This window comes from Microbacterium esteraromaticum (assembly GCF_900163815.1).
In the GTDB taxonomy this organism is placed as follows: domain Bacteria; phylum Actinomycetota; class Actinomycetes; order Actinomycetales; family Microbacteriaceae; genus Microbacterium; species Microbacterium esteraromaticum_B.
Genome location: NZ_FUKO01000021.1, coordinates 1 through 25330, shown reverse-complemented (window position 1 = coordinate 25330; position 25330 = coordinate 1). Strand labels below are relative to the sequence as shown.

Sequence of the window (25330 nt, the reverse complement as noted above, 5' to 3'; positions counted from 1 at the left end):
TCCCATTTCGTCAGACGAGCCAGCGGTTGCGCCGAACGAGAGGGAGCGCCTTCCATTGCCGGCCGAAACCCCAGGTGTCCCCGGCCGCGAGAGCGGCCGTGACGATGAGGGCAAGGGCGTAGATGATGTGGTAATCGACCAACGGATTGGTCGAGGCCGCGTTGGCGCCGAAAGGCCACTCAGCGAGGTACATCGCGAGCATGAGGATCGTCCCAACGACGGCGCTGACGCGAAGCCCCACGCCAAGTAGCACTGCCAGTCCGATCGCGAGCATCGCGACCATGAAGAGCACATCGCTCACTGGGCTGGCGATCGCGGCAAAGAACGGCTTCAAGGGACCGATGACCGAGTCACTGTTGAGAAACCCCTGGCTCGGTGTACCGCCGGAGATCCATGCTCGTTCCAGCGGCGTCGAATAGCCGAGGCCGAACGTCTTGTCCAGGAAGGCCCAAAAAAAGATAAAGCCGATCGCTAGTCTCATGATGGCGAGCCAGCGCCGCCCGCTGGCAATGGTCACTATGCGCGTCTCATCACCCTTCGCGGCTTTCGCTAACTCCGTCGAGCGCGACAGTGGTGTCTGCAGAGCAGTCATGGGAATCCTTCACGTAGTGCCGCAGACGAAATGCCTCGGCGGATACTCCCACCATCTGGCGTGAGCGCACGTCCTGTTAGGGCCGAAGGTCCCGGCGTGTGGCTACTCCGCCCGATCTGCCCGGTTGGCTACGGATCGTGGGACGTAAGTCCTTTGGACTACTAAGGGCGTCAGCATAGCGTTCTTGTTAGGCGTCGCCCGGCTCTCGTGATCGCCAGCCGGCGCGCACCCGTCCCTCGCCTGAAGCGAGGCAGAAAGGTTGATGCCATGTACCCGAGCACCGCTGATTCGTCCTGGGAAGATCGGCCACCGTCGCGTTCGATGTCCGAAACCGAATGTTGGGAACGCATTGCCAACGCACCCTACGGCCGGATCGCGGCGAGGGCCGCCGAGGAGATCGATATCTTCCCGGTCAACCATGCGATCGACAATGGATGCATCGTCTTCCGCACCGCTCCCGGTACGAAACTCATTGAGCTCACAATTCACAGATCGATCGTTTTCCAAATTGACGGGTACGACGAGCACGTAGCTTTCAGCGTGATCGCTAAGGGTTACGCGGAGGAAGTCACCAACGCCGCTCAAATCGAAGCACTCGACAAGCTCGAACTCCGTCCTTGGGCTCCCGAGGAAAAGGATCGTTGGGTGAGGCTCACGCCGAAGCTAGTCAGCGGTCGAATCTTCACCTTGGCGACGTCGCGCGAATGACGCCCCCAACCGCCCGGCTTCTGACCGAAGCCGCCGGAGGCGAGGGCGGAGCACGTGAAGAAGGCAGCATGTCTTCGATCTCGCTGAATGATCCGCGGGCGGTCCGCCCCGATACCGCCGCCGCGAAGTCCGACCGCGCTGCTCACCCCCTGACAAACTGGCATTCGAAGCACCACGAGACCCTGACACCAGGGCAGCGTGCTGCGGACCGGTTGCGCAACTGGATGGGTTCGTGGTTGTTCATTGGCGGCTTCCTGCTATTCATGGTCGTCTGGGCCGCCATGAACGCGATGTCGTTTGCCTGGGATCCGTACCCATTCATTCTTCTGAACCTGTTCCTCAGCATGCTGGCTGGGCTGCAGGGGGCAATCCTGCTCATCTCAGCGAAGCGTCAGGATGGCATCTCTGCCGCGCTCGCACAGCACGACTTCGAAACGAACATCGCCACGAAACAGGAACTCGAGGAGCTGATGGAGATGAATCGACTGCAGCTCGCACTCATGCGTGAGCTCCACAGTGGAAGGCAGACCGACGGGGCTCGAGCGCGGGACATTGACAGACCCGCCTAGGTATGTGAAGAATTCGGCGAAGGTGGGCCATGGCCGGTACGGCGCCCGTGAAACTCACTTCGGGCACACCCCGCGTACCAGGCCGGTATCTTCAACGTAGGTCTAGTCCGTCGCGGCGATTGGAAGCACCCTCTATGTTGCAAGCCTCCGACGCAGCGCAGGAAGCCCTCATCGTCCTGGATGTCGACGGCACGATCGCACGGATCTACCACGAACACGAGCAAAAGGCCCACCGCACCGCACCTGGTTGGCACTCGTGGATGTCGGTCAGCGATGAGGTCATCGATGCTCTGGAGGCGCTCACCCGGCGCCCCGGCGTTCAGATCGCCTGGTTGACGACCTGGCCGCACGATCAGGTCAAGTGGCTGATCCAAGGACCGTTGCGGGGCAAACTCGACGGCGCGTACGTACCGTGGCAAAACTGGCCTCACGAGGGATGGCGGATGCAAAGCCTGATCTCCTACGTCCGAAGGGCAAACACCGGCGCGGTCGCATGGGCTGACGATCGGGCGCCAGGCGATGCGGCGAGCCGACTGACCAGAATGACGGAAGTTCCGTCATTCCTTGTGGTGCCTGACAAGTTCGTCGGACTCACGATCGCCGATATCGACGGCATCCAGCACTTCCTAGACGAACATCTGGAGCACCGATCCTGACGTTGCGCTCAGCACTGTCGAAGATCACGCCTGCGAGGCGGTCCTCTCCCTGGCGTGATCGGCACAAAGAGTCCACACCCACATTCGGATTGTGTAGGTCCGTGCTGGCGCGCCGCATTCTTCGCAAGTCTCGATGCTCTCCCATTCCGCGGCTCGGATCGCCTCGTGAAACTCTTCGTTGTAGTCGTACGGGTCCTCAGAAGCTCTGGCGTAGAAGCTCAGCGACCCGAACTTCGACTTGACCTGCTGCACGACGTACGCCGGCGCGATCGACGACAGCCGCTCATCGAGACGTCCAAGGAGTGGGTACCAGCCCGGGCCTACGTCAACGGCTGCGAGCCAGCTGAGCTCGATGCGAGCGACGATCCGTCGGATCTCTGGCGGGTAGTTCTCCTCCATGTCAGCTCTGATCCCACGCCTCGACGAGATACCACTTTTCGTCATAGAGGTCGGCGATGGCTTCGACGCCCGAGGCCGCGAAGTCATTCTTGATGTCTCGCCCCTGCGCGTGGAAGAGGAACGGATATCCGCCGCCGTGCAGCATTCTCGCTCGTCCTTCCTCGGAAGCTTTGAGGAGATGATCGACCCACGTTCGATAGGGGACGTCGGCGAGCGTCCCGGCGACCAGCGTCTGAAAGTATGTCGTCACCTGCCGATACGGAACCTCGCGTATACGATCGAAATTCGCATCAGCAACGTCTGGTGCTATTTGGTACACGGTCGCTGAATATCCGAGCATCTCGCCTCTCCCTTCATCTCACACCTTCATCAATATCGGTGAGCACCGACATTGGGGATGCGTCAATCTTGTTTCCCGCGATCGCCCCCGCGCGAGTCTGCTGCCGTCGCCGAGATCGTTCGCGAAACTCACGCCCGACACGAAGGCTGCGCATGACTCCCTTGTCGAAGCTGATCATTCCTCGTCGCCGCCATTCGATCGCGGCGTGGCCACGGAACCCCGCGACTGCTCGCCTACGCTCGATGAAATCAAGGTTCCGCGGCAACGGGCCAGGGAGACCGGCAGTGTCTGGGAGCAGATGTGTGAATAGCTCCGCGTAAGTTGGGCCAGCAGCAGTACGCCGGCGCGTCTGAGCGACGAAGATCGCGGCTGCAAGCGCCCATTGTTCGGCGGTGTCTTGACCGGTGAATTCCTCGAAAACGTAAACCCATTCGGCGGGTGGAGGCGCGGTTGTGCCCTGCCACCAGACTGGATAGGACTCGCCCATCTCAACCATCGCATTCGCGGTCGCATGCACGGGCCCACCCCGGGATGCGACCGCTTTTTATCGGGATGGGCGGCACACGTGCAGGGAATGGCGGAGCGATCCGACGAGGACGAGATTGTTTCGTATGGCCTTCCAAATTATGCCATACCGATTAGGCCATACCACTTGCTCCTACTCGCGACGCTGGGTAGGTGCCTCGACGGAACGACAAGATTGAAGCGGAGTGGAGCGTATATTCGCAACGCTTCGCGACATCGCTTCGTTCCGCGCGCCAGCGCGCCGGACTGAGTCAAGAGGATGTCGCTTACCGCGCGGGCCTCACGCGCTACACGTACCAGAAGTACGAAAAGGGCGAGTCTCGCCCCGGATCTCCGGCGAATCCGACGCTTCGCACCGTCCTCGCTCTCTCGCAGGTGCTTGAGATTTCACTGGCGGATCTGGTTCCGGGAGACGCACCCGATCTTCGAAGCCGCTAAGTCACTGCAGCGCCAACTCATCTGGTTCCAGAGGAAATCTTCGGGTCACGCTCAGTCGAGACGTGCCCTCAGTATGGCCTCGCCTGAGTCCGTCCAGTATTCGTGGCGAGACGTGCCGCAGCAGGCATGCCCGTTTCGTGCCCGACGCAACGATCAGCGCGCGATCTTGCGGGCATAGCGCGTTCTTGGCGCTCTTGGTTCGTCTGAGCCCAGCAGCGTAGAGAACCGCACGGTGGGCGTGACCGATGACCGCGCCAGCCCAGTCGTGAAGACTCTCGTTTACGGTTGCACCCAGCGTGTTTGCGATGACATTTGCGAAGCCGTCGATCTGTGGCAGCGCCGATCGCGACACCTGGAGGACGCCGCGAAGTATCCGTGGGCTCATGGCGACCTCGACGATTCTCACTACTTCGGGATAGCCGCACAGCATCACTTCCTCGAAGCTGGCGGGGCAAGACAGGCCGAGCCGTTGGGCGCGCTCCTCGAGGAACGTGCCACCATCGTTTCCTTGGGCCCATGCGAGTAACGCTGCGGCCGCGAGGTTGAACTCGCCGGTATGTATTGCGATGCCACGTTCCCACAGGGGTCCACGCAGGGTCCGTTCCGCCTGACTCACGTACGTCCCGACGGGGAGCTTGACGGCCAGTCCCCGTAGGGTCCAGCGACTGTGCATCAGGCAGAGAGGTCCGGTTCTCGCTCTGGTAGTGGTTGTGAATCCGCCGGCGCATTCTGGGCAAGCAGCGTGTGGTTCGGCAAGCGTGCGGCACCGCAAGCACTTCTGTGGCAGCCAGCGCGGATGACCGCAGCGAGTCCACATCCCGTGCTCTTCGAACGACACCTCGAAGGCATCATCCGGCAAGCCGCAGAGCCGGGCTAGCGCGACCGCGACACGTGGATCAATGTCGCTCCACGTTGACCGTCCCGCCTCCCGGATCAGCGCGCGACGGATTTCGCCGACTTCCAGACAATGGCTCTCGGCGAGGCGTCCGATATACCCGCTGATGGTCTCGGCGGGCACCGGTTCGACGTAGATCGGCAGGGTGCGCATCGCATCTATTGACGGCGTGGAGGTCGGCCGCGCCGCGTCGTCAGTGGACGACGGGCGTCGTCATGGCGCAGAAAGACAGCTCGAATGCGCGGAACACTGTCACGGACCAGGATGCCAAGCGACCCCATTTCAACGGAACGGCCGTGCCGCAGGGGCCTCGTCGCTGATTCCCCCAGTCGCAGTTCGCGACCGGACGCCAGGAACGTCTCACGCACGGAACTGAGTCTGCTTCGAGATCTTGACGCGACTGCCGCCGCACTTGCCTCGACCATTGCGGCGACGGGCAGGTGCCCGATCTGTCTGTTGCGAAGGAACGCCTGTGCCCATGGCGCCGTGAGGAATGCGGTCAGTTCGATGGCGTCAGGATAGAAGTCGCGCAGGCGCTGGTCTGCGCTGCGGTCGAAGCTATCGCGGTCGACGAGTCCGCGGTAGGTCGAGATGAGTTGGCAAGCGAGCTCGAGCTCACCCGTGTCGAGGCCGATCCCGCGCGCCCATAGAGTTCCTGTCAGGCATCTTTCCGCGCGTTCATATGCGGCTCGGGTCCCAATGCCGTCGTCGCGTCCGTCATAGTGCCAACGTCCGTGGCGTGCGCAGAAGGCGCCAGCCCGGGACTGGACTTCGACGTGCGCGCCACCCGCGCAGCGTCGACACATCGTGAGCGGCTTGGGGAGCGCAGCACAGGTTGCGCATTGCGAGTGCGCCCATCCGCTGTGCATGCAACGAGTGAAAAGTCGGCTCCGGGTGTCGTCCTCGTCGAACCAGTTCGCGGGCAATCCGGCGAGCTGTGCGACCACTCGAGGCACGGCCTCCGGTGTTGTCCGCAACGGAAGCCCCTGCTGCGACTTCCGGATGGCGGTCCAGAGTTCTCCGGGTGTCAGTGCGTTGCGGGTGACAAGACGGGCATAGATGCTCGCGACTGTTTCGCCCCGGAATGCTCGCACGGGCGCGGGCAGTGCCCTCATTGCCGGACTCTTTCCCGCCGACCTCTGCGGCGTTTCACCCCTGTTCCGGCCTCGTCGGCGGCGCGGTCTTCTAGTTTTCGGATGGTCGCGAGCACAACCAGGAGGTTGTCCAGATCCAGTCGTTCTGATCCGTCGTGTATCGCATCCCGGGCGCAGCGGCGGATTGCTTTGGCCATGCGCCCCAGCGATCCGCGTGAGATGTCGCGGAGTTCGGCCGCGATCCGCAAGATGTCGCCCTCGGGTTGATCGATGAGGCAGAGTGACGTTTCCAGTTCAGTGAGGATCCTGCCCCACACGGCGGCGCCTTCGTTGGTCGCAATGTCGTACTCGTCGAACTGCACGGTCTCGAATCGCGCCATGATCTGTTCTCCGCGTGAACCCCAGAACAGCCCGTTGCGTGCGACGTCTACTCCGGCATAGATCATCGTGCCAGGGAACCGTTCAGACAACTCCTTCAGGGCGTCGGCCGCTCCCTCGTTCGCGTGATACCGCAGATCGAGTCGATGGATGTCATCGATGATGACGATCTCCGTCGCGCATTCCCGCATCACGTTGCAGACGCGAGCCAGCAGAGTCTCGTAGGAGGCCGTCTGCGAGTAGGGAAGTGCATAGAAGTCAGCGAGCTTCTTCATCATTGTCTTCTCTGTCGCGTGGGTCGGCACCTGGGCGAAGGCGACGGGAATCAGATCTCGCTTCTTTTGGGTACTTCTGGCGCGGCGTGCCCGCTCGAATGCGCGGCCGAACTCCTGGACCGCGGTGGTCTTGCCCATGCTGGGGCGACCAGAGATAATCACTCCGGACTTGCTGGCGTCCGGTGAACGGTTGTCGGCCATGGCGTTACGAGCTGCGGCAGCGAAGCTACGTAGCGAGGGGGTGGAGATTCGCGCGCCGACGGACATGAATCTTTCCCGGGCGATGTTGTAGAGCGCGCGGTCAGACGAGGCCATCGCCTCGTACTCTCGCGTGCTGCAAGGAACCGGTTGATCCGCCTCGAACTCAACGAACTCTCGCCAACCCTCCTTCGTCGTGTATTCGAAGTTGACGGTGGGGGCATCGAAGTCGAAGTCGCTCAGCAGGTCCTCAAACATGGCTATCCGCCTTCTGTTTGTCGAGTGAAGCCGAAGGGCGGGGCCACAGGCCAGATGGGCTTCTTGTCGTCGTGGACAGCCGTCGGGGCGATACCGCTATCTGCGGAGGTCGCGTCCTCAACGGTCGCCTCTTGAAAGTTGGTTTTCGCGATCTGGTTTGTGATCCCGAGCAGGTCGGACGCGTTTGATTTCTCGCGCTTCTTTTCGCGTGCGGTGAGCGGCTTGTTGCCGGTGTTCATGAAGCGACGCATGACTTCATTGAGGTCGTCCTGACTCGGTTCCTCGCCCCGGGCGGCCGCCTGCGCCCGGGCCACGCGCCAGACCTCGTTTGCCATGGGCGCACCGTTGTGCGGCGAACGCCAGGTGAGCGGAACGAAGGAGTCTCCGATTTCTATCCAAACTGTCATGGGGTTGTAAGGGTCAACGTGGATCGGCCACTTGCCGCCGTGGTTGCGGTGTCGAGAGCGTACGTTGCGGATTGCGCTGAGGGCCTCGGAGTCGTAGATCCGGAGATCGAGGTTGATACCGTATGGCAGCACTGTGCGCCACCTCGTGGGCAGCAAGGCCAGGTAGCGGTCTGCGTCCAGAGGTACGTGGAACTCAGGCGCGATTTCTCGAAAAGCGTCAACCATCTGGTTGGGGGTTAACTTCAGTCTCGGGTTCCGCGGGTCTCGAAGCGCACTGTGAGGACGGTTTTGCCAAGCGACTGCGATCCAGTCTTCGAGTAGTTCCTGCAACTGTTCCAGGGTGAGAAGTTCACCGGTCGAGATCGACTCGTCCCCTCGCATGTCGGGGCTTTCGCCGAGGAAGCTGATGGCGTATTGAGTGAATAGGACCTTGATCGTGTCGAACATCTTCTCGACCTTCGCCTTGTGCGTCGGCGTGTACTTTGCGGCCAACGTGAGAGAGATGCCGAGGGATTGGCAGGCGTCAGTGAAGTGGCGTGAGACATAGGCGGATCCGTGGTCGGTTGTAATGGTTTCCGGGAATATATACGCCTGCGCGTCCCTGGCGTGTTCGAACCGTTGAGCTAGGAGCTCGTCGTCTCCTATCCAGGCCTCCGACGTGGCGCGGCGGTTTGCGCGGACTCCCTCGGGGCGGAATGCGTAGGGAACGAGGGCACGAGCGAGCACGACCACCAGGTCGATGCTTCGGGTGCCGACAGTCACGATGGCCGATAGCACGCTGCGGGACGCCTCGTCGAGGAGGATCGTCAGGTCAGGGCGCACAGACTGGCCGTCACATTCGACCATGATTTCCATTGGCGTGGTGTCGATCAGTACCTGCTCGCCTGGCCTGACTCCGACTCGGTTCCCGAACATATGCGACGGTTGGTTCGCTTTGGTGCGTCGGGTTCGCGCGCTCCCGAAGGTGTGTCTGCCTCCCTCTATCTCTCCCAAGAGTCGAAAGAGTGTGGCTCGGCTTGGCACTGGGACGATACCGGGGCCGTGGCGTTGTTCGAGTTCCCGCAGTGCCAGCCAGATCACCCGTGTTCCGGTGCCGGTGGATTTTCGAGTTTGGTCACTGACTACATGTGCGAACGCTTCTACGAGGCGAGCATCGTAGGCACGGGGCGGCGTGTTAGCGAGCCCGAAGCGTCGCCCATCGAGTAGGCCGCCAACCCCGGAGGCTTCCAGCGCCGCGCGTTGACGTTGAACCTTGCGAGGCGAATAGTCGGTGCCAAGTCGGCGGTTGACGTTCTCGATGATGATCTTCGCGGCGTCAGCCTGCAGAGTGCCCTTGTCTATAAGGTCGGCATACCGATCAAGCTCGTCGAGCCAGACGTCGACGACTTTGCGGTCGGGTGGGTCAAGTTCATCAAGAATGCGAAGGTCCAAGACCTCGGCGACTGATCGTGCTGTCGCCGGCTCTGCCTCGACTTGCAGGTCGGCGGCGAGAACCTCGACGTCTTCGTCGCCGTCCACTGGGCGAAGGGTCAGGTATGACGGCCTCACGAGCACCACGTGGTGATCCTCACCGCGCCATCGGAGGAGATCCCCGGGGTGGACAATCATCGCTCAGACCCGAAGTGCACGGTCGAAACCATGGACAGAGGGCGGCTCAGGTCCGCTCTGGCGCGGTTGAGCCAGATAAGCGCATATGCGGCGCCCCTGGCCGAATGGGTGGCGTCGCCGAGTGTCCTGACGAGTGCAGCGAGAGACATCGAACCGCTCGACGGCAATGTCGTGAGGTCTATGCCATCCATCCAGATCGGGTCCCGGTAGCGGAGGAGGAATCGAAGGTTGTCCTGCGTGGCGCCCGGGAGGGAGTCGAACACGAGGTAGTCCCACCCGAGCGCCGCCGCCAACCGACGAGTGAGCTCGAATTTGGCGGCATCCGGCGGTTTAATCCTCGATTGTTCCCGCACGTCAACCAAGAGAGCACTTCCGTCGTCGCGACGTACGAAGTAGTCCGGGGCGTGGGATCGTCGTGGGTTACGCCAATCGATCCACATCGGTTGGGCAGTCACGCTTCGCGCAGTGCCCGTCCGATCCAGAGTGGCCAAGAAGGCGCGCTCCCAAAACGACTCGAACGGGACATGCTCTTCGGTCGAGGAAAGCCAGAACCTGCCCTCGAAATTCCGCTTTTGCGGGTACGAGACAAACGCTCGCACCTGATCCGCATCCTCGAAAGAGATTCCCGCGGCATCCGAAGAGTCGACCTCGTGTTCGAATCCGTGCAACGAATACTTGATCGCGCCGTCAAGGGCGTTCGTGCCGTCGAGGGCGGCAAGCCAATCAGTGGTCAGAGTCACGGCGGAGCTCCCAACCGGGGCCCGGTGTTCCGCGGGGGTTCCGTGGAGCGGTCCCGACTTGCAAGGAAAGCTACGCCTGCGTGAGATGCCGTCCGCTGTAGACACGCCGCGTCGTGCCAACTCGAGTGAGATGTGCCAGGTCGAATGAGACGACTGTCAACTCGAATGAGATTTAGCCAACTCGAGTGAGACAGGACAACAAACCATCCAAAGCAAGTTTCCGTAACCAAACCTTTACATTCGTTACCCGGCCGTTATATGCTCATCACACGGTGAATGTTTGCTGTGGCATACACCGCATGTGATTGCAGGACACTCTTGGTGCAAGGGACAAGGGCCGGTCGGAAGCCTCTCCGACCGGCCCTTACTGCGCGCCAGGCCGCTCGTCGCACTCCCCCGCTACGCTGAGCACCATGACAGATCGCCAGCTCGCCCTGCGCGCATGGGAGAGCCTCTTTCGCGCTCAGCACGAGCTCTTCGCCGAGATGTCGGCCGACTTCGAAGACGCCGCGATCACACAGGCCGAGTACGACGTGCTGCTCACCGTCGTCCGCGCCCCCGAGATGTCGACGCGCCTGCGTGAGATCACCACGAACATGCTCATCAGCCAGCCGAGCGTCTCCCGCCTCATCGACCGGATGGTCGCACGAGGGCTCGTGACCAAGGCGGTTGATCCCGAAGATGGTCGCGGTGCCGTGATCACCGCGACGGATGCCGGAGCCAGCGCTTTTCGCAGAATCGCCACGGTGCACGGCCGGTCGATCGCCGAGCGGATGTCGCGCCTCGACGACGACGAGCTGCGCGCACTGCACGCATTGACGGAGAAACTGCGCTCGCATTGATCCAACGCATGTCGGGGAATCTGGCAGGGTATACGTGAGACCCCCCGGGGGGAAGTTAGGGAGTTCGTTATGGAGATCGCCGGAGCAATCGGCATCCTTGTCATCATCGGAATCGCGGTCGTCGCGGTCGTCATCGTCGGGCTGATCCTGCTGCTGTTCGCACGCAGCTGGATCAAGGTCGCACGGGCCGACGAGGCGCTCGTCATCTCGGGTCGCAAACAGAAGGTGCAGCGGGCAGTCCTCAACGCTGATGGCACCTCGAGTTCAGAGATGGCCGAATCGCCGGTGACGGTGATCGTCAATGGCAAGTCGCTCGTCAACCCGATCACCCAGCGCCACGAGATCATCTCGCTGCGCTCGCGTCAGGTGCTGCTGAACGCCGAGGCGCAGTCGCTCGACAGCGTGACGCTGAACGTCGATGGCGTCGCCATCGTGAAGATCGGCTCCGACCCGCTGTACGTGCGCCGTGCGGCTGAGCGCTTCGCCTCGCAGGACAAGGCCATCGAGCAGTTCACTACCGAGCAGCTCGAGGGTGCGCTGCGCGGCATCGTCGCGACGCTTTCGGTCACCGAGCTCATGCGCGAGCGCAAGAAGTTCTCCGACCAGATCGCCGCTGACGTGTCGAACGAGCTGGCCGATCAGGGTTTGATCCTCGACTCCTTCCAGATCAAGGGCATCACCGACGCCGTCGGATACATCCAGTCGCTCGGTGCCCCCGAGATCCAGTCGAAGCGCCAGTCTGCCGAGATCTCGCAGACCAACGCCGACCGTGCCATCAACCAGAAGGTCATCGCCAACCAGGAATCGAACCTGGTTGAGCAGACCGCCCTCGACACGAACACGGCGAACGCCAACGCCGGCATCGGTCGCGCCCGCGCCGAGGCCGAGCAGGCCGAGCACCTCGCTCGCGCCCAGGCCGAGCAGGCCGTGCTGCAGCAGCAGGCCGAAAACCGTCAGGCCCAGCTGGATGCCGACGTCAAGCGCGTCGCCGACGCGCAGCGCTACGAAGCGGAGACCCGCGCCCAGGCAGAGCTCTTCACCCGCGAGAAGGCCGCAGAAGCTGCCGCCATCGAGCAGGTCAAGCAGGCCGAGGCACGCACCCGCATCGCCGAGCAGCAGGCAGAGGCAGACAAGGCCCGTGCCGGCGGTGAGGCTGCCGCGGCCGAGGCCAAAGCCGCTGGTGAGGCCAACGCCCTGCGTGCGCAGGCCGACGCAGAAGCACAGGCTCGTCGCCTGCGCGCCAATGCCGAAGCCGACGCGATCCGCGCCGAAGGTGAGGCGCGTGCAGCCGCCGTCGAGGCGGAGGCCAAAGCCATCGCGTCCAACCAGGAGGCATTCCTCTCGCAGCGCGTGCTCGACGTGCTGCCGTCGATCATGGCCGAGTTCGCCAAGGGCTACTCCGCCATCGGCAATGTCTCGATCATCGGCGGCTCCGGCGAAGACGGCGCCTCCAGCGTCGTCGGCGGCGACAACGCCAAGGCCATGCGCTCGGTGTTCGACAGCGTCAGCGCAGCCACGGGCCTCGACCTCGCGGCGATCATTCAGGGGCAGGCCGTCGGCCGCGGGTTCGGTGCCGGTACCGCACAGGCGACGGATGCTGCGCCCGAAGCCCCTGCGAAGCGCCAGCCGCAGCCGACCACGCCTCCGCCGGTGACACCTCCCGCAGCGGACTAACCACCGCGTGATCACAAGGAGCCGTCCCGTTCGGGGCGGCTCCTTGTGCATCCGCCGTCGCCCGTCACGGCAACCCACACTTTGGGGGCCGACACGCCACGTGTCGGTCCCTTTCAACGGGTCGGTCCGACATCTGGCGTGTCGGCCCCCATACTGTAGGGCCGCCGGCACGGCAGACTGGAGGGGTGACGCGAGCGGCTTTCGACCTGGCACGGATCGGTGACGGTCTGAGCTTCGCCGACGCCCTCGACGAACTCGCAACTGCGCTTGATTCGAGCACCTCCGCCATCGTCTCGGCCCCGCCGGGAACCGGCAAGACCACGCTCGTGCCGCCGTTGCTCGCATCGCGCACCTCGGGACGAATCATCGTCACCCAGCCGCGCCGCGTCGCCGCCCGCGCCGCCGCCCCCAGGCTTGCCCAACTCGACGGCTCACCGGTCGGTCACCGCGTCGGCTTCACCGTCCGCGGCGAGCGCTCCGTCAGCCCGCAGACCCGCGTCGAGTTCGTGACGGCGGGAGTGCTGCTGCGGCGGCTGCTGAGCGACCCCGGCCTCGACGGGGTGGACGCGGTCATCATCGACGAAGTGCACGAGCGCGCACTCGAGACAGACTTGCTGATCGGGTTGCTCGGCGAGGTGCGTCAGCTGCGCGACGACCTGGTGCTCATCGCCATGTCCGCCACGCTCGACGCCGACGCCCTCGCGACAGTCATCGGCACAGAGGCCGACCCCGCACCCATCGTCGATCACACCGTTCCAGCGTTCCCACTCACCGAGCGCTGGGCGCCCAGCACTCAACCCAGGCTCGACGAGCGCGGTGTCACCTGGGCCTTCCTCGACCATGTCGCGCGGGTCACAGCATCCGCCGCGCAAGACCTGCACCACGACGATCCTGCGGCCGATGTGCTCGTCTTCGCCCCCGGAGCACGCGAGGTCTCGGAGATCGCGCGCCGCGTGCGGGATGCTGCGGGCGGGTTCGACGTGCGCGAGCTGCACGGGCAGATCCCCCCGGCAGGGCAGGATGCTGTCATCCGCGGTCGTCGAGCGGACGATCCGCCGCGCATCATCGTCACCACGTCGCTGGCCGAGTCGTCGCTGACCGTTCCCGGCGTGCGCCTGGTCGTCGACAGCTGCCTGTCTCGCCACCCGCAGCGCGATGCGTCCCGCGGCATGACCGGACTCGTCACCACGAGCACACCACGGTCGTCGGCGATCCAGCGCGCCGGTCGTGCCACCCGTCAAGGCGCGGGCACCGTCATCCGCTGCGTCGACGAGCGCACGTACGCGGCGGCCCCGGCGAGGCCGACGCCCGAGGTCGCCACAACCGACCTCGCCGATGCCGCCCTGCTGCTCGCCTGCTGGGGAGCGCCCGGCGGCGCCGGCCTGCGCTTGATCGATCCGCTGCCCGCCGACAGTCTGACCGATGCGCTGGAGGTGCTGCGCAGCATCGGTGCCATCGACGACGATGGCCGAGCGACGCCTGAGGGCCGTGCGCTCGCGCGCATTCCCACTGACCCGCGACTCGCGAGAGCGCTCGTCGATGGGGCCCCGCTGGTCGGTTCGCGACTCGCCGCTGAGGTCGTCGCGCTCATCGGCGGCGATTTGCGCGTCGGCGACGCGGACGTGGCCGCCGCGGTCGCCGGGCTCCGGAACCGGCGTGGCCCGGATGCCTCCCGTTGGGCGCGTGAAGTCGATCGGATGCTGCGCTTCACCCCTGACCAGACCCGCACGCGCACGAGCCTCGACGACGTCGGGCTGGTGATCGCACTCGCGTTCCCCGAGCGGATTGCGCGGCGCGTGGATCGCTCCGCGGACGGCGCAACCTTCCTACTCGCATCCGGAACCCGTGCCGCCGTGCGCGGTTCTCTGACGGGTGCGGAATGGCTTGCCGTCGCCGATGTCGCGCGGGCATCCGGACGAGCGGCGGCAGGATCCGGCGCGGTGATCCGGGCAGCCGCAGCCATCACTGAGAGCCAGGCCGCGCGCGCGGGCGACCATCTGCTGGCCGACCGGGTCGAAGCCGAGTTCGTCGGTGGCCGAGTGACCGCACGTCGCGAGCGTCGACTCGGAGCCATCGTGCTGTCGTCGGCACCGACGCGCGCGACGTCGGAGGAGGGCCGCGGTGCCGTGCGACGCGCGCTGCTCGCGCAGGGGCTGGATGTCTTCACCTGGTCGGATGCTGCCGTCGACCTGCATCGTCGGCTCGCCCTGCTGCACCGCGAGCTGGGAGCGCCATGGCCGGACGTGTCGGATGCTGCACTGCTCGCCGATCTCGATGGCTGGCTCGCACCGGAGATCGATGCTCTGGCATCCGGCACTCCCGCGGGGCGGCTGGACCTGGCATCCGCTCTGCGACGACTGCTGCCGTGGCCTGCCGCGGCGGGTTTTGACAAGTTGGCACCCGAGCGGTTGGAGGTGCCGAGCGGCAGTCGCGTGCGCATCACGTATCCGCCTGTGGATGACCCGGGTGCTCGGCCGGTCGTCGCGGTGAAGCTGCAGGAGTGCTTCGGCTGGGCAGAGACGCCGCGGCTGGCGAGCGGTCGGGTGCCGGTGCTGTTTCACCTGCTCTCTCCGGCCGGTCACCCATTGGCGGTCACCGACGATCTCGCGTCATTCTGGTCGGGGCCTTACGCGGAGGTGCGTGCCGAGATGCGCGGGCGGTATCCGAAGCATCCGTGGCCCGAAGATCCCTGGCAGGCGGCTCCCACGCGCCATACGAAGAACCGTGCCGCGCGCTTATGGCATCCGGACGGCGTCTGAGGAATCAGCCTTGCGAGGGACGACTTTGGTGAAGATGAGATAGAAGCTGATCCACAGGACGAGACCGGCAGCGAGAAACGCGGCGATGACCACAAAATAGCCCGAGATGCTGTCGAGGGGAAACCATCCGCTGAGCAGCAACGCGGGCAGAACCGTCACCAGCATGATCGCGAAGTGCGCGAGGGATTGTCTCCGCAGATCCCATCCGCCGATCTGGTAGATCACGGACGAGCCAGCAACGGCAGCGATGATCACTCCGACCGCGAGGGTCGAGCGTCCGTCTGCGGACTTTCCCTGAGCGATGAGCGCGATACCGATCGCGGTCATGATCAGCAACGGGATTCCCGACAGCAACGTCGCTTTCACGGGCAGGCTCATTGTTTCAGCTTAGCGATCGCCCCGCGGCGGGACAGAGCCGATATTGATCGTCCTTCCAGACAGGCCCTCCTGGCGAGACAGGATACTCAGCACTCGATCACGTTGACCGCGAGGCCGCCCTCGCTGGTCTCCTTGTACTTCGTCGACATGTCGAGGCCCGTCTGCCGCATCGTCTCGACGACGGCATCCAGCGAGACGTAATGGTGGCCGTCGCCGCGCAGGGCGAGACGCGCGGCGGTGACGGCGGTCGAGGCCGCGATCGCGTTGCGCTCGATGCAGGGGATCTGCACCAGACCGCCGATCGGATCGCAGGTGAGTCCGAGGTGATGCTCCATCGCGATCTCGGCGGCGTTCTCAACCTGACGGACCGTGCCGCCCATCACGGCAGTGAGGCCGCCCGCTGCCATCGCGCACGCCGAGCCGACTTCTGCCTGGCATCCGCCCTCGGCCCCCGAGATCGACGCGTTCGCTTTGAACAGCGACCCGAGGGCTGTGGCGGTGAGCAGGAATCGGCGGATGCCGCGGCGCCGATTCGCCTCCGTGATCTGCACCTCATCGAGACCGTCGTTCGTCGAGCACGTGGTGGAGCTGCTGTCGGAGTTGAATCCGAGCAGCGCGCTGCCGACGAGCTCCCCGTACGGGGTGACGGCATTGCCGGCACCGAGGCCCGAGTCGGCGAGGAAGCGCCACCAGTACATGGCGACGGCGGGCAGGATGCCGGCAGCCCCGTTCGTCGGAGCGGTGACGACGCGACCGCCGGCCGCATTCTCTTCGTTGACGGCGAGCGCGAAAGCTCCCAGCCACTCCCCGGGCTGTTCGCGGTGCCCGTCCGATTCGGAGGCGTCCAGCTGCTCACGGATATCGGAGGCCCGACGCTTGACCTTGAGGATGCCGGGCAGCGTGCCGCCCGTGTGCAGGCCAGCATCGACACAGGCGAACATGGCGTCCCAGATGGCGTCGAGGCCCGCAGCGACATCCTCTTCACTCCGGTATGCCATCTCATTGGCGCGCGCGACCTCGGCGATCGTCAGGCCGTTCTCGTCGCAGAGCTCCAGCAGTTCGGCGGCGTTGCTGTACGGGTAGGGCTGCTCGGCGCTGGTCACTCGGGCTTCCTCGCCATCGCGACGGATGAAGCCGCCGCCGACCGAGTAATAGGTCTCTTCCAGAACGGCTGAGCCGTCAGCATCCCACGCGTGCAGCGTCATGGCGTTCGGATGCCCTGGCAGCCGCGTGCGGGGAACGAAGGCGACATCATCTTTTGCGAAAGCGACGGGATGATTGCCCGCCAGGTTCAGGTGCCCGCCATCGGGCCACTCCACCCAGGCCGCGCGCACCTCGCTGGGGTCGCAGGACTCCGGGCGGAGGCCCTGGAGCCCTGCGACCACAGCATCCGGTGTGCCGTGGCCGAGACCGGTGGCGCCCAGCGAACCAAACAGTTCGCAGGTCACGCGCGCCACCCGGTCAAGCAGCCCTTCCGCGGTCAGGCGGGCAGCGAAATCGACGCCCGCACGCATCGGGCCCACGGTGTGGGAGCTCGATGGCCCCACACCGATGGAGAAGAGGTCAAATGCCGAGACGTACGCAGTCACCCCTCCAGCCTATGGCCGCAGCAGACCGTTCGGTCGGTATCTGCGTCCAATACTCAGCAGCGCGACTCCGACGAGCAGCAGAATCCCGGCGATGGCGAGTGGGCCACCGTCGAAATCTGTGCCTGTCGTTGCGAGTCCGGCGGGCTCGGGGTCAACGACGGGTGCGGGCGAGGGCTCCGGGTCCGGCGTGGGCTCGGGGTCGGGTGTCGGCTCGGGGTCGGGGATCACGACGGCTGGCTCGGGGCAGATCTCGACTGAGGCCTGCGTTGCGCGCTCCATCTCGTAGATCGCGGCGGTGTTCGTCAGCGTGGTGCATTCGCCGACCGTGAGCCCGTCTGCCGTCAGGGTGTAGGTGAACTCGATCGGCAGGTGGTCGCTGTTCCATTCAGCGGTGCCGAGCTCTTCGAACGGACCATCCGGGTCGGCGTGGTCGTCGCCGATGGTGATGGTCTGGAAGCTCGTGTCGCGCTGGGTGAAGACGACGTCGGCGGTTGCGCTCGCCGATTGGTCGTCGCCCCAGGTGACCGTCGCGGTGTTGGTGCCGTCTTCGGGCGTGCCGTCGAAGTAGCAGGAGTACTCGAACTCCGCCGATTCGGATGCCGCGATCTCTACGCCTTCGGCCGGCTGGAAGCTCGAATCGTAGACGCTGCATGAAGCACTGGCAGCGACATCCGGCACGTCGACGACGTCGACGGTCTGTGCTTCAGTTCCTTCATTCAAGACCGTAATCGTGCCCTCGAGCACGTAGTAAGAATCGACGTAGCCGTTCGGCGTGGCGGTGACAGTGAAATCAACGTCTGCTGATGCCTCGTCACCATCCACTGTGATCGCGCCGACTGTTCCGGTCTTCTCGAAGTCCCAGTCGTAGACCCGCACGAATGACGCATCGACCGTCTTGGTAATGCTCAGAGAAGCATCGGGCTCATCATCGCCGATCGCCTCGGTGGTGTAGCCGAACCACAACGGTGTCGTGTAACCGCCCGCGACATTATCGGCGCTGTACTGCTCAGGGAAGCGGAGCACGAACTCTGTATCCCTGGTGCTGAACGAGGCGCTGGAATAGCCGGCATCAGCTTCTCTGACCGTCGGAGCTGGACCGGTGAACACGACCGAGACGAGGTCGTCATTCTCGGCGAATGCGGCTCCCCCGATGCTCGTCACCGCGGAAGGAATCGTGATGTGAGTCAGCGAGTTGCCCATGAAAGCGGACCCCTTGATCGACGTCACCGATGACCCCAGGGTGAGGCTGTCAATGCGGTTGCTCATGAAGGCCTGCAGCCCAATCGTTCGGACATTGTCGCCGATCACCACTTCGGTGATGTCCCCCTGTGTGATCACTCCGCCGGAACGGTACGTCACGAAAGCGGAGTTTCCGATCGCGACGACGTCGTACTCTGTGCCTTCGATCGCGACGGTGTCGGGGATGTTCACGGTTGTGAGGGTGCCATCGAAGCCCGTCACCGTCGCGCCGGCAGCGACGTCTGCGTCGTCCGCTTCGTAGATGATCCCGTCGATGACGTCGTCGACCGTCGCCGCGTAAGCCGGAGTCGCGACCAGCGCCCCCAAGCCGAGGGCGGCGGATGCCAGGACGGCGAGACCTGTCCGTTTGACTGCACGCATAGAGGAGGTTGCCTTTCACGTTTTCGGGGCACTACGAAAGGTGCCGTCGTTCGAGGCAAGCAGGGTCCGCTCACAAAGGACTCACACGGCGCTGGTTCGCCCCGCGGGGTCAGAGATGAAGCCTCCGGGTACGAGAAAACCCCCACCGCTTTCGCGACGAGGGTTTCGCACATCTGTGCGCCACGAGGGATTCGAACCCCCAACCTTCTGATCCGTAGTCAGATGCTCTATCCGTTGAGCTAGTGGCGCAGCACCCGCTCAGCGGGCCAGGGAACAGCCTACAACACGATCTACCGGCGCGCGAAATCGGTGATTCAGCGCCACGCACCGTCAGCCCTTGACGCTCCGAGCGTCACGCTTTGGCGCGCGCTCACGCTTCGCAGACTCTTTTCCGAGCGCCTTCCCAGCTTCTTTCTCAGCGGCCTTCTCGCGCTTCTTTCGCGCCCGCTGTTCGGACGAGAGGGCTTGCAGGTCAACGAGCTTGAGCGCCTGCATCCGCGCTTCGCGCATGCGGTCGTAATCGGGGTCTTGGTCGGGGCGCATCCCCTCGACCTGCAGCCGCCGATCGAGGTTGCTGCGCACATCACCCCAGGCTGCGGCGCGGGCCTCCTCGACAAGAGCATGCAGCGCGTCGGCGTCTTCTGTCATCTTGCGAAGGTCGTGTGCAACGCCCGTGGACTGCTTCACCCTGCGTCGAAGGTTGCGCACGTCGCGGTCGCGGTAGTCGTGGGTGCCGTGCGGGTCGGAGTGACGCCCCCGGGCGCGCTTGCGCAAGCGCGTCAACAGCTCGGCCGCGTCTTCGGACTCTTGCGCCATCGCGAGCAGAGCCTTGCGTGCCACATCGGCGTAATGCTCGATCTCGAAGACACCTCCGCGGGCGATCGTGCCCACCAGGATCTGGTTCTTCACGGTCAGTCGAGCGGCCGCCGTGGCAATCGCCACGCCTTCGGCGATCGCATCCGCTGTTCGTCCCACGAGAACCTCCCACACCGAGCGTACCGGCAGCGACCGACCTGGCGCAGGGGTCAGTCTGCGCCTTTCTGACGCGCGAGCAGACGACGCTCCGCCGCGTCATGCCCGCGCGCAAGATGGGTCGGAATCAGCTGCTGCAGCTTCTCGACATCTCCTGCCTTCATCGCATCGACGATCTCACGGTGTTCGCCGGCCATGACACGCAGCTCTTCATGCTGGCCGAACAGCCAGCGCAGCCGGGTGATGAGCGATTCGGCGAGTTCGGTGAGCATGGCGTTTCCTGCCAGCATCACAGCCGTCATATGGAATGTCGATGACGCGATGCGGGCTCCGACGGCGTCTCCGGCTGCAGCCGCAGCATCCTCTGCGCGGACGAGCTCTTCCAGACGCTCGATGCCGGCGTCATCGAGCCGTTTCGTGGCCAGCACGAAAGCCAGGGTCTCCATCGCCTGCCGCACCTCGGCGAAATCCTGCAGGTCACGGATCGAGAACTCCCGCACGACCGCCCAGGTACGTGGTCGTGCCACGACGATGCCCTCTGAAACCAGCACCTTGATGGCTTCTCGCACGGGCAGCCGGGAGACGTTGAGTTCGGCGGCGATGTCTCGTTCGATCAGCCGTGAACCGGGTTCTCGGTGACCCAGCATGATGTCATCGCGCAGCACATTGGCTACCCGCTCCGACTCCAGCTCGGCCACCCGCTCGAACACCATATTCGGATTCAACCATCCAGGACCGACATTCACCATGGCGCCTTGGAATCGATGTCACATCCAGACAAGATCTGACCTGTGCGGTCAGGCGATCCTGTTGGCAATGGCGAGGTTCGCCGTCAGCTCTTCCGCGTTCTGTCGCACGACGTAGGCGGGGCGGTCGCGCTCGACGCGCCACGACTCACTCAGCGGACCGACGTTGACCGTGTCGAAACCGAGCTCGTCATAGAGATGAGTGACGAACTCGACCGCATCCGCGTGGTCGCTCGCTGTTGCCAGCGCGCGGCGGTCCGGGGTGCCGGCAGGAGTGCCGTCTGTGGTGATCTGCTCCGAGCGGATGTGGTTGAACGCCTTTGCGACGCGTGACGTCGGCAGGTGCTCCTGCAGCATCTGCGATGTCGTGGTCTCGCCCTTGTCGAGCGCCTCGATGTGTCCGTCGCGCTCGAAGTAGTAGTTGTTCGTGTCGAGGACGATCTTTCCGGCGAGCGGCTCGACCGGAATCTGGTCGAGCGCATTCAGGGGCACGGTCACGACGACGACATCGCCGGCGGCACCGGCATCCGCTGCCGTCGCCGCACGGGCGTTCTCGCCGAGTTCTGCGACGAGGTCACTGAGGGTTTCGGGATCGCGGGAGTTCGCGATCACCACGTCGTAACCCGCTGTGATCGCGGCCCGCGCGATCTGACTGCCGATGTGACCTGCGCCGATGATTCCGATAGTTGTCATATTCGTGGCAACCCGCCGGATGGCAGAGTATTCCCGCGGGTCGGATGCGTCGGCAACTGGTGGTCACGCCTTCGGTGTCACGATCTCGAGGTGGGTGTTGATCTCGATGCTGTCCTTGACGCTTTGCGCCACTGGGCAGAAGCGCGCGTGCGTCTCGTGAGCGCGCCGCACTTTCGCGGCGTCGATTCCATCAGCGATCTTCAGCTCGTATCGCAGATCGACCGAGCGCACCCGGATCACGCCATCTGCGACCACCAGTTCGCCGGTGGCCTCGGTGACCAGCGCGCCATCAGAAGCGCTCTGCCCGAGCGCTGCGAGACGGCCGCCGAAGGTTCCGGCCAGACACCCCGCGATTGCGCCGACAAGGTAGTCGAGCGTTGTGGTCGCAGGAATGTAGTCGCCGTCGGCCAACCGGTAGTGCGCGGCCACTTCGTCGCGGACCCCCATGGGCACCGGTTCGTCTTGAAGCGGCAATTGCACGAGCTTCATTCGTCCATCGCCGTTTTCGACGCGCACATGCACATGGCTCAAGAAAGTCTCTGCTGACCGGCTGTTTGATGCGGTCGAATCATTCATGAAATCTCCCTGTTATCGGTGCCCATTGACTGCGGATACGCCTCAACCCTAATGAGAACGCTCGTGTGCTCCCCTGCTCACAGCGGGAGGACGAGGAGTTCTTCCAGGCGGCGGTACCCGAGTTGTTCGTACAGGGCGACGGCGCCGTGGTTCGCGCCGAAGACATGCAGCCCGATCGACGAGACCTCGAGCTTGCGCATGGCCTCCTCGGCGGCATGCATGATCGCGCGTCCGTATCCCTTTCGGTGATGCGCAGCATCCACTTCGACGTTCAAGATGAATGCGTGGTCTCGTCCACCACGCCGCCGGATCGCGATCCAGAGGATGCCGACCTCGGCACCATCCACCAGTGCGACATAGAGCAGCTGATCGGCTGTCGCGAGTCCGTCCGGCAGTTCTTTGGCCACCAGTCGGCGCGATTCCGTCGTCGCGTCTTCGAGAGACATCCGGCCGGATGCGGCGAGCTCTTGCGCGAAGTCGGCCTCGGATGCTGCGATGAATCGCGCGAAGCGCTCTTCGCTCATCGGCTCCAGTGTGAGCGGGCTTGGGTCGTGGCGATCGGGCAGCGGATCCAAGACCATCTGAATAGACGACGGCTCGAACCCGTGACCCGCGACAAACCCCCAGCCGGCAGCATCCTGCCAGAACAGCGAGACGGTCAGCGCGGCTGCATTCTCGGCACGGGCGATGTCGCGAACCTGGTCGAAGAGGTCTTGCAGCTGCGCATCGGTCGGCTCGACCGAGAAGGACAGGTTGACGACGAACAGCCGCGTGTGGCCGAGGCCCAGCCACAGGACGCCGATCTCGGTTCCGCCGTCGTCGATGGTCAGGATGCGAGCGGATGCCGTCGCCAGGCCGGCGGGCAGGAGCTCAGCGAGGAAGGCATCGGCGTGCTGCACCGCATCCTCGCCCGGGCGCATCCCCGAATCCTGACCGAGCCGGATGAGCCGGTTACGCGTGGCTGCGAGCCACTCGTCGAATCGGGAATCGGCAAGAGGTGTCAGACGCAACGGCATACTTTCATGATCTGCCAGATTGTGGTTCGGCGTCCAGGACTTGCGCCGGGCCTTCACGTTCACGAAGTGAGGTCACGGCATTCGCCGGTGTCGAGATCGCTTGCGGATGCCGATCTTCACGCCGGATCTGCCGACGGACCTATATGTCTTCGGGAGCGAGATCTCCCTCGCCGTCTTCGCCGAGTTCCGCGACGACAGGTGTATGCCCTTCCGTCTCGGGTTGCGCGTCTGCAGGCGGCAGATCGGCCGCAGGGATCTCGTCATCGTCGACGGGAACCGGCGTCGAATCGCCCGCACTCGCTGTCGCGGGGTCCAGATCATCGGGGTCGACACCGGCGTCAAGTGCGGTGGTGCGATCCCATTCGGCCTGTGCAGGGTCTTGTTCAGGGGTGCTGTTCATGGAGTTTTCCTTCCTCGAGATATCAAGGGGTGGGTATCCCACCGTTGACGTTCAGTGTTTCGCTCGCCACATAGCTGGATTCCGCCGAAGCAAGGAACACGTAGGCGGGCGCGAGCTCGGCAGGTTGCCACACCGTGCGGAATGCATGCGCGGTGGCTAATGCCGCTCACGATACGGCGCCATCGCCGATCGCAAACGGGGGTTGCGCAAACGGCATCCGTACGGCAGGGCTCAGGATCGTCAGCATCCTGTGCTGCCACCCACGAGAACGTTCACGAAGCGGGCGGATGCTAGGCCCGACGCACGGCGCAGTCCACCCCCTTTTGCCGCAGCGAGATCCGCCCGATAGTGGGTGTGGGATCGACGAAGGAGCAAATCATGACGGATCCGCGGTCGTTGCCGGAGAAGCGGCGCGACCCCACCCGGATGGCCAACCAACCGGCCCTCACGACGTCGTCGGGAACAATCTGGATCGTCATGGGAGCCGTGTTCGTCCTGATCTCTGCCTACCCGCTGAGCGCTTTGCTCGTCTTTGAGCGGGGCGCAGCTTTTCCGGCAGCGGTTGTCACCGCGATCGTGACCGTCGTGCTCTATGTTCTGGTGGTCATCATGCGCTTCACGGTGCCGCAGGGTCGACGACGACTGCAGCTGATGGCCGGGTTCTTCATCGCGATGGTCGCCCTGACGATCGTAGGGTTGCTCATCTGCGCAGCGATGCAAGGGATGACGATCACTGGGGCTGAAGGGACCGGCTGATCTTCGGGAGCCCGCTGACGGATGGGTCTGGTGCGCGCGTCGAGGGCGCTCTCCTCACAAAAGCACGATGTGCCTCTAACTGGCGGAGTCGCCCAACGCCAGCATGAGGATGCGACGCAGATGCATCGTGCTCAACACGCCTGGACCCATCGCGCTGCGAGCTTCTAGCGTGCGGGCATCGACTGCTTCCAGCAGCATCCGCACCGCCCGGATCGCTTCTCCACGCACACGGCGCTCGTCACCCGCGCGGGTTTCGGGATGCTCGATCACTTTCGCTACGGCTTGGCACGCCGTAGACAGGGGTGCGACCAGGGGCAGGATCGAGAGCCAGCCCCGCGGAGCGCTCCCAGGTCGTGTCTGCGAGACACCCCGAAATGTCCCGGATGTGGTGCGCGATCATGTCGAGTTCATCGAGTCGCTCATGAACCTCTTGGGTGTTTCGGCGGCCCCACCATGCGCGCGGGTTTCCACGATTGCTTTCATCCGCGTCGCCGAGAGCAAGCCGCACCGCCCGGGCTGTGTCAGCAAGCGATTCCGCGTCGCGTGCCCACTTCTCGTTCGTGGGCGGCAACGATTCGGCGACCGCCTGCCCGATGTCGTTCAGATGCGCAGCAAGTTGCTGTTGAAAGGCATCCACGCGCCCCACTGCATAGGCGTTGAACGTCGCGGGAGGAATCAGAAGGTTGACAGCGAGCCCAACCATGACGCCGACGCCCATCTGCGTGAGGTAACCGAGAGAGTATGCGTCAGCATCCTGCCCGCCGATGATGAGGACGAACAGCGCAGCGATCGGCACATACTCGCGTCCGACTCCGAACCAGCCCGTCCCGGACAGCAGCACACCGAGGCCGACGACCGCGGGGATGGTCCACCAGTTCGGACCGACCGTGACAACCACCAGTGTCGCGAGTGCGGCGCCGGTGGCTGCGCCAAACAGCGTCTGCAGACCCGACCGCGCGGAGTGCACCAGCGTCGGGTACATGCTGATGAGCGCACCGAGTGGTGCGTAGTAGGGGTAGTCATCGGTGACACCCGGCATGTGCGGTGCAATCACCCACGCCGCACCGACCGCGAGGGCTGTTTTCACGACGAGCAGCAGCCGGGACAGAGAACCAGCCTCCCGGATGGAATGGATGAAGGCCACGATCCACGCCGGAGCAGAAGCGCTGGTCTTAGCCTCGATCCACCGACGAGCTGCAGGTGGGGCGGGCTGGCGTGATCGAGGTTCG

General features: G+C 64.3%; 25 protein-coding genes, 1 tRNA gene and 1 pseudogene. 8 read left to right on the top strand and 19 right to left on the bottom strand.

From position 1 onward, the window contains the following. Positions 1-10: 10 nt before the first annotated feature. On the bottom strand, positions 11-592 hold the full coding sequence (locus FM104_RS09260; protein ID WP_256971595.1) for a DoxX family protein: 582 nt from the start codon (positions 590-592) through the stop codon (positions 11-13). Positions 593-859: 267 nt separating this feature from the next. On the opposite strand from FM104_RS09260, the gene FM104_RS09255 reads away from it, so the two are divergent. From FM104_RS09255 to FM104_RS09245, 3 genes are all read left to right on the top strand, one after another. Then, positions 860-1300 carry a pyridoxamine 5'-phosphate oxidase family protein gene (locus FM104_RS09255; RefSeq protein ID WP_087131673.1) on the top strand — a complete coding sequence of 147 codons (441 nt, stop codon included), beginning with the start codon at positions 860-862 and terminating at the stop codon, positions 1298-1300. 68 nt (positions 1301-1368) lie between these two features. After that, positions 1369-1869 (top strand): DUF1003 domain-containing protein, encoded by a 501-nt coding sequence (locus tag FM104_RS09250; RefSeq protein WP_306298520.1) that lies wholly within the window; start codon positions 1369-1371, stop codon positions 1867-1869. 134 nt (positions 1870-2003) lie between these two features. Further along, on the top strand, positions 2004-2525 hold the full coding sequence (locus FM104_RS09245; protein WP_087131670.1) for an HAD domain-containing protein: 522 nt from the start codon (positions 2004-2006) through the stop codon (positions 2523-2525). 24 nt (positions 2526-2549) lie between these two features. Here FM104_RS09245 and FM104_RS09240 read toward each other — a convergent pair whose 3' ends face one another. After that, positions 2550-2924 (bottom strand): hypothetical protein, encoded by a 375-nt coding sequence (locus tag FM104_RS09240; protein WP_087013737.1) that lies wholly within the window; start codon positions 2922-2924, stop codon positions 2550-2552. Position 2925: 1 nt separating this feature from the next. Continuing rightward, positions 2926-3174, bottom strand: coding sequence for a hypothetical protein (locus tag FM104_RS09235; RefSeq protein WP_143738314.1), 249 nt, complete (start codon positions 3172-3174; stop codon positions 2926-2928). Between the two features lie 768 nt (positions 3175-3942). On the opposite strand from FM104_RS09235, the gene FM104_RS09230 reads away from it, so the two are divergent. Continuing rightward, positions 3943-4227, top strand: coding sequence for a helix-turn-helix transcriptional regulator (locus tag FM104_RS09230; RefSeq protein ID WP_254908934.1), 285 nt, complete (start codon positions 3943-3945; stop codon positions 4225-4227). 1 nt (position 4228) lies between these two features. On the opposite strand, the gene FM104_RS09225 is transcribed toward FM104_RS09230, so the two are convergent. The 4 genes from FM104_RS09225 to FM104_RS09205 form a co-directional block, all read right to left on the bottom strand. Then, complete coding sequence (locus tag FM104_RS09225) at positions 4229-5275, bottom strand: TniQ family protein (RefSeq protein WP_087013746.1); 1047 nt, start codon at positions 5273-5275, stop codon at positions 4229-4231. 958 nt (positions 5276-6233) lie between these two features. Beyond that, entirely contained in the window at positions 6234-7325 is a 1092-nt protein-coding gene (locus FM104_RS09215; protein WP_087131662.1) for a TniB family NTP-binding protein, read from the bottom strand. Between the two features lie 2 nt (positions 7326-7327). Then, a complete protein-coding gene (locus tag FM104_RS09210; RefSeq protein WP_179206743.1) occupies positions 7328-9250 on the bottom strand; it encodes a DDE-type integrase/transposase/recombinase in 1923 nt (640 codons plus the stop codon). Positions 9251-9336: 86 nt separating this feature from the next. Continuing rightward, positions 9337-10080 (bottom strand): TnsA-like heteromeric transposase endonuclease subunit, encoded by a 744-nt coding sequence (locus tag FM104_RS09205; RefSeq protein ID WP_176387138.1) that lies wholly within the window; start codon positions 10078-10080, stop codon positions 9337-9339. A 413-nt stretch (positions 10081-10493) separates the two neighbouring features. On the opposite strand from FM104_RS09205, the gene FM104_RS09200 reads away from it, so the two are divergent. The 3 genes from FM104_RS09200 (at position 10494) to hrpB (ending at position 15355) form a co-directional block, all read left to right on the top strand. Continuing rightward, positions 10494-10922 carry a MarR family winged helix-turn-helix transcriptional regulator gene (locus FM104_RS09200; protein WP_087131659.1) on the top strand — a complete coding sequence of 143 codons (429 nt, stop codon included), beginning with the start codon at positions 10494-10496 and terminating at the stop codon, positions 10920-10922. A gap of 69 nt (positions 10923-10991) precedes the next feature. Then, the gene (locus FM104_RS09195; protein ID WP_087131656.1) at positions 10992-12596 is read left to right on the top strand and encodes an SPFH domain-containing protein; all 1605 of its coding nucleotides are present in this window, start codon (positions 10992-10994) and stop codon (positions 12594-12596) included. 185 nt (positions 12597-12781) lie between these two features. After that, positions 12782-15355, top strand: a complete 2574-nt coding sequence (gene hrpB, locus FM104_RS09190) for an ATP-dependent helicase HrpB (RefSeq protein WP_087131654.1) — start codon at positions 12782-12784, stop codon at positions 15353-15355. Here hrpB and FM104_RS09185 read toward each other — a convergent pair. From FM104_RS09185 to FM104_RS16270, 11 genes and pseudogenes are all read right to left on the bottom strand, one after another. After that, positions 15332-15733 carry a DUF3021 family protein gene (locus FM104_RS09185; RefSeq protein WP_179206742.1) on the bottom strand — a complete coding sequence of 134 codons (402 nt, stop codon included), beginning with the start codon at positions 15731-15733 and terminating at the stop codon, positions 15332-15334. The genes hrpB and FM104_RS09185 overlap by 24 nt on opposite strands. Positions 15734-15819: 86 nt before the next feature. Continuing rightward, on the bottom strand, positions 15820-17322 hold the full coding sequence (locus FM104_RS09180) for an L-serine ammonia-lyase, iron-sulfur-dependent, subunit alpha (RefSeq protein WP_087131652.1): 1503 nt from the start codon (positions 17320-17322) through the stop codon (positions 15820-15822). Between the two features lie 9 nt (positions 17323-17331). Continuing rightward, complete coding sequence (locus FM104_RS09175; RefSeq protein WP_087131649.1) at positions 17332-18942, bottom strand: leucine-rich repeat domain-containing protein; 1611 nt, start codon at positions 18940-18942, stop codon at positions 17332-17334. Positions 18943-19118: 176 nt separating this feature from the next. Continuing rightward, positions 19119-19191 (bottom strand) — tRNA-Arg (locus FM104_RS09170). Between the two features lie 81 nt (positions 19192-19272). Next, positions 19273-19917, bottom strand: coding sequence for an asparagine synthase (locus FM104_RS09165; RefSeq protein WP_256971594.1), 645 nt, complete (start codon positions 19915-19917; stop codon positions 19273-19275). Positions 19918-19967: 50 nt separating this feature from the next. After that, the gene (locus tag FM104_RS09160; RefSeq protein ID WP_087131646.1) at positions 19968-20627 is read right to left on the bottom strand and encodes a GntR family transcriptional regulator; all 660 of its coding nucleotides are present in this window, start codon (positions 20625-20627) and stop codon (positions 19968-19970) included. An 84-nt stretch (positions 20628-20711) separates the two neighbouring features. Next, positions 20712-21353 carry an NADPH-dependent F420 reductase gene (locus tag FM104_RS09155; protein WP_087131643.1) on the bottom strand — a complete coding sequence of 214 codons (642 nt, stop codon included), beginning with the start codon at positions 21351-21353 and terminating at the stop codon, positions 20712-20714. Between the two features lie 63 nt (positions 21354-21416). Then, positions 21417-21929, bottom strand: a complete 513-nt coding sequence (locus tag FM104_RS09150; protein WP_087131640.1) for an OsmC family protein — start codon at positions 21927-21929, stop codon at positions 21417-21419. A 77-nt stretch (positions 21930-22006) separates the two neighbouring features. Beyond that, entirely contained in the window at positions 22007-22945 is a 939-nt protein-coding gene (locus FM104_RS09145) for a GNAT family N-acetyltransferase (RefSeq protein ID WP_087131638.1), read from the bottom strand. A gap of 139 nt (positions 22946-23084) precedes the next feature. Next, positions 23085-23345 (bottom strand): hypothetical protein, encoded by a 261-nt coding sequence (locus FM104_RS09140; protein WP_087131636.1) that lies wholly within the window; start codon positions 23343-23345, stop codon positions 23085-23087. A 22-nt stretch (positions 23346-23367) separates the two neighbouring features. After that, a pseudogene (locus FM104_RS16270) lies at positions 23368-23472 on the bottom strand (NAD(P)-dependent dehydrogenase); the annotation flags it as partial. Between the two features lie 251 nt (positions 23473-23723). Between FM104_RS16270 and FM104_RS09130 the strand changes: the two are divergent. Then, positions 23724-24101, top strand: coding sequence for a hypothetical protein (locus tag FM104_RS09130; RefSeq protein WP_143738311.1), 378 nt, complete (start codon positions 23724-23726; stop codon positions 24099-24101). Between the two features lie 238 nt (positions 24102-24339). On the opposite strand, the gene FM104_RS09125 is transcribed toward FM104_RS09130, so the two are convergent. Next, a partial coding sequence (locus tag FM104_RS09125) for an FUSC family protein (RefSeq protein ID WP_256971593.1) occupies positions 24340-25330 on the bottom strand: 991 nt, incomplete at its 5' end.